This window comes from Pseudomonas sp. SDO55104_S430 (assembly GCF_054070595.1).
In genome coordinates, this window is sequence record NZ_JBSVXG010000345.1 from 1 (window position 1) to 4,385 (window position 4,385).

The following is a 4,385-nucleotide window of genomic DNA, read 5'->3' on the forward strand; positions in this document are numbered from 1 at the left end:
CGAGCGTTTGGTTACTTTGCGCTCTTCAAAGTGACCCGCTGTAAGAGCGGAACCAGTAGCGGCCGTTACCGCAGAAACGGATCTTCACACATAACAAACAACAACCCCATCAGCGCCCAGCCAACTTGAACTTCACACAATCCTGATAAAAACTCTCCCGAACCGCCGCCGGTTTAATCCTGGTCGGACTGTCGTAGGTCTGTTCGGTAATCCCCATCGCCGTCATCCGCATCCACGGCTTGGAAAACTTGTAGGCCTGGATCTTCTGCCGCGCCGCGTACAACGAAACCCCGGACAACTTCAGCTCCTGCGCCCTGGCCGCCGTCCCCGCGCCCCAACTGCACATGTAACGGTCACTGTCCTTCAGCTCCCTGGCCTGGGCAGCCGTCGCGAGCCCCGCAACGCCCACCGAGATCAGCGCGATCCATATATTGCGCATTCGCTTTGTCCCCTAACCGTCTGAAAATGCTGCGATTCTGGCGACAAGCGAACAACCTGGGGGCCAGCATAATGCCTTCGCGAAAAGCCATGACCCGCGTCAGCCAATGGCGGTCATTTTCTTGCGACATTTCAATGCTTTGCTATAGCTAACAAGCTCAATGGCTACCGAAGAGGCAATGGAATGTCCGTCGCAAAAAAAATGAGTGTGGGCCAGCTGACCATGCTGACAGCCGTCAACATGCTGGGCTCAGGCATTGTGCTGCTGCCCTCGAAACTGGCGGAAGTCGGCGCCATTTCCATCCTTTCCTGGCTGGTGACCGCCACCGGTTCGCTGGCGCTGGCCTATGCCTTTGCCCGCTGCGGGATGCTCAGCCGCAAGACCGGCGGCATGGGCGGTTATGCCGAGTACACCTTCGGCAAAGGCGGCAACTACATCACCAACTACACCTATGGCCTGTCGCTGCTGATTGCCAACGTGGCGATCAGCATCACGGCGGTCGGCTATATCCAGGAACTATTCCACATCAAGCTCGGCTCAATGCAAGTGGGTCTGGCGACCATCGCCCTGCTGTGGATCACCACCTTCGCCAACTTCGGCGGCGCGCGGATCACCGGGCGGATCGGCGCGGTCACGGTGTGGGGCGTAATTGCCCCGGTAGTGCTGGTGTCTACGGTGGGCTGGTTCTGGTTCGACAGCAGCATCTACGCCGCCGGCTGGAATCCCCACGACAAGAGCTGGTTCGAGGCCGCGGGCGCCTCGGTGGCCATCACCCTGTGGGCGTTCCTTGGCCTGGAATCGGCCTGCGCCAACACCGACGCGGTGGAAAACCCGGAGAAAAACGTACCCATTGCGGTACTCGGCGGCACCCTGGGTGCGGCGGTGATCTACATCGTTTCGACCAACGTCATCGCCGGCATCGTCGATAACCCTGAACTCGCCGCCTCCACCGCGCCGTTCGGCCTGGTGTTCGCCAAGATGTTCACCCCGCTGGTGGGCGACATCGTGATGGCAGCGATGGTGCTGGCGTGCATCGGTTCGCTGCTCGGCTGGCAGTTCACCATTGCCCAGGTGTTCAAGAGCTCGGCGGACACCGGTTACTTCATGCCGATCTTCGCCAAAGCCAACAAGGCCGGCACCCCGATCATCGGCATGCTGATCCTGCTGGGCCTGCAAACGGCGATGGGCCTGCTGACCATCAGCCCGGACTTGAGCAAGCAATTCGACATTCTGGTCAATCTCGCGGTGGTCACCAACCTGGTGCCGTACATCCTGTCAATGGCCGCATTGACGACAATCCAGAAGGTCTCCAACGTGCCGGCAAACAAGGCAATGGTCACCAACGCCATCGCCCTGATCGCCGCGGCCTACAGCTACCTGGCGCTGTACAGCTCCGGCGAACAGGCGCTGATGCTCGGCGGCGTGGCGACTATCTTCGGCTACACGCTGTTCGGTTTCGTCAACAATCGCCTGATTCGCCTCGAGGCGTTCAACAACAGCGTGCCGACCCAGACTGTCAGCGCGCAGCACCTCACGGTCGAGCCGGTGCCGGTGAACAGAGTGCATAAAATCAAACGGGAGCTTCAGCCATGACGGAACATAAACAGACCCTCGGCATGCTGGCTTTGCTGGTCAGCAGCCCGCCGGACAAACGCACGGTCTTCGGTCGCGCGCAGATTCAATTGATCAGCGATGTGGAAGAGCGCGGCGTCCACGTGCTGGCTTCCGAATCCCTGAGCGATGCGACCTCGATCCTGCGCACAGACCCGGCCATCCAGTGCCTGTTGCTCAGCTGGGAAATGGACGACAGCGAAGGCCACGAGCAGTGCATCAAGTTGCTGACCAGCCTGCGCGAACGCAATACCCGGGTGCCGGTATTCCTGATCAGCGACCGCAGCACTGCGTCGAGCATTCCACTGGTGGTGATGCAGAACGCCGACGACTTCATCTGGCTACCCGAAGACACCAGCCGCTTCCTCAGCGGGCGCATCCTGTCGGCCATCGAGCGTTATCGGCAGGCCGCGCTGCCACCGATGTTCGGCGCTCTGGTGAAGTTCTCCGGCTCCTGCGAGTACTCCTGGCACACCCCTGGCCACGCCGGTGGCACGGCGTTTCTGAAGAGCACCGCGGGGCGTGCGTTCTACGAGTTCTTCGGGGAAAACCTGCTGCGTTCCGACCTGTCGATTTCCGTCGGCGAACTGGGTTCGCTGCTGGATCACAGCGGCCCGATCGGTCAGGGCGAGCGCTACGCCGCCAAGGTTTTCGGCGCCCATCGCACCTATTACGTGACCAACGGTTCCTCGACCTCCAACCGCGTCATCCTGATGGCCAGCGTCACCCGCAATCAGGTGGCGCTGTGCGACCGCAACTGCCACAAGTCCGCCGAACACGCGATGACCCTGTCCGGGGCATTGCCCACCTATCTGGTGCCAACCCGCAACCGCTACGGCATCATCGGCCCTATCCTGCCGCAGACCCTGAGCGCGGCGAGCGTGAAAAAGGCGATTGCCGAGAACCCGCTGATCAAGGGCGACATCGACCCGACGCCGGTGCACGCGATCATCACCAACTCCACCTATGACGGCCTGACCTACAACGTCACCCGCGTCGAGGAACTGCTGGGCCAGAGCGTCGATCGCCTGCATTTCGATGAGGCCTGGTACGGTTACGCGCGTTTCAACCCGCTGTACCGCGACCGCCATGCGATGCACGGCAGCCCGAACGATCATGACGAATCCAGGCCGACGGTGTTCGCCACCCAGTCGACCCACAAGCTGCTGGCGGCGCTGTCCCAGGCCTCGATGATCCATGTACGCAACGGCCGCAACCCGATCGAGCACGCGCGCTTCAACGAGTCGTTCATGATGCACGCCTCGACCTCGCCCAACTACGCGATCATGGCCTCCTGCGACGTCAGTTCGGCGATGATGGAAGCGCCCAGCGGGCAGATCCTCACCACCGAGTCGATCGAGGAAGCGATCTCCTTCCGCCAGGTCATCTCGCGCATGCACGAGGAACTGGCGAGCAAGGACGACTGGTTCTTCACCTGCTGGCAGCCCCCGACGGTGCAGGTGGGCGAGACCGCTGTGCCCTTCCATGAAGTCGACCCGGTGCTGCTCAGGACCGAACCTGATTGCTGGGTCCTGCATCCCAACGAGGTGTGGCACGGTTTCGGCGATATCGAAGACGGCTACTGCATGCTCGACCCGATCAAGGTCTCGGTGCTCAGCCCGGGCATGGGCGACGACGGCAAGCTGCTGGAGTCGGGCATCCCGGCCTGCGTGCTCAGCGCGTACCTGGAGCACCAGGGCATCGTGGTCGAGAAAACCACCGATTTCACCCTGCTGTTCCTGTTCTCCATCGGCATCACCAAGGGCAAATGGGGCACGCTGGTCAACTCGCTGCTCGACTTCAAGCGCGACTACGATCACAACCTCGAACTGGAACTGTGCCTGCCGGAACTGCTGGTGGCCAACCAGAGCCGCTACGCCGGCATGGGTCTGAAAGACCTGGCAGACGAAATATTCGCCGCGATGAAACAGCACAAGACCACCGCGAGCATGGCCCAGGCTTTCGGCACGCTGCCCAAAGCGGTGTTCAGCCCGGTGCAGGCCTACGAGAAGCTGGTGCGCAACGACATCGAACGGGTCACCCTGGAAGAAGCCGCCGGCCGCATCGCCGCCACCGGCATCGTGCCGTATCCGCCGGGCATTCCGTTGCTGATGCCGGGCGAGAACGCAGGCCCGGCGGACGGGCCGCTGCTGGCGTATCTGAAGGCGCTTGAGGCGTTCGACAGATCCTTCCCGGGGTTCACCCATGACACCCACGGGATCGAAGCCGAGGGCGGGGTTTATCGGATGTTGGTTCTCAAATGAGATAGGCGACTCAACACAAAACCAATGTGGGAGCGGGCTTGCTCGCGAATGCGCCGTGTCAGTCGACATCA

At 61.7% G+C, this 4,385-nt stretch carries 3 protein-coding genes; 2 read left to right on the top strand and 1 reads right to left on the bottom strand.

What is annotated here, in order from left to right:
- Positions 1–109: 109 nt before the first annotated feature.
- Complete coding sequence (locus tag ACW9JE_RS29055) at positions 110–439, bottom strand: hypothetical protein (RefSeq protein WP_224534997.1); 330 nt, start codon at positions 437–439, stop codon at positions 110–112.
- Positions 440–622: 183 nt separating this feature from the next.
- On the opposite strand from ACW9JE_RS29055, the gene potE reads away from it, so the two are divergent.
- Positions 623–2,032, top strand: coding sequence for a putrescine-ornithine antiporter (gene potE / locus ACW9JE_RS29060; RefSeq protein WP_457434716.1), 1,410 nt, complete (start codon positions 623–625; stop codon positions 2,030–2,032).
- Positions 2,029–4,314: an Orn/Lys/Arg family decarboxylase gene (locus ACW9JE_RS29065; RefSeq protein WP_457434717.1), complete on the top strand. Its 2,286-nt coding sequence runs from the start codon at positions 2,029–2,031 to the stop codon at positions 4,312–4,314. The genes potE and ACW9JE_RS29065 overlap by 4 nt, the downstream gene beginning before the upstream one ends.
- The last annotated feature ends 71 nt before the right edge of the window (positions 4,315–4,385 follow it).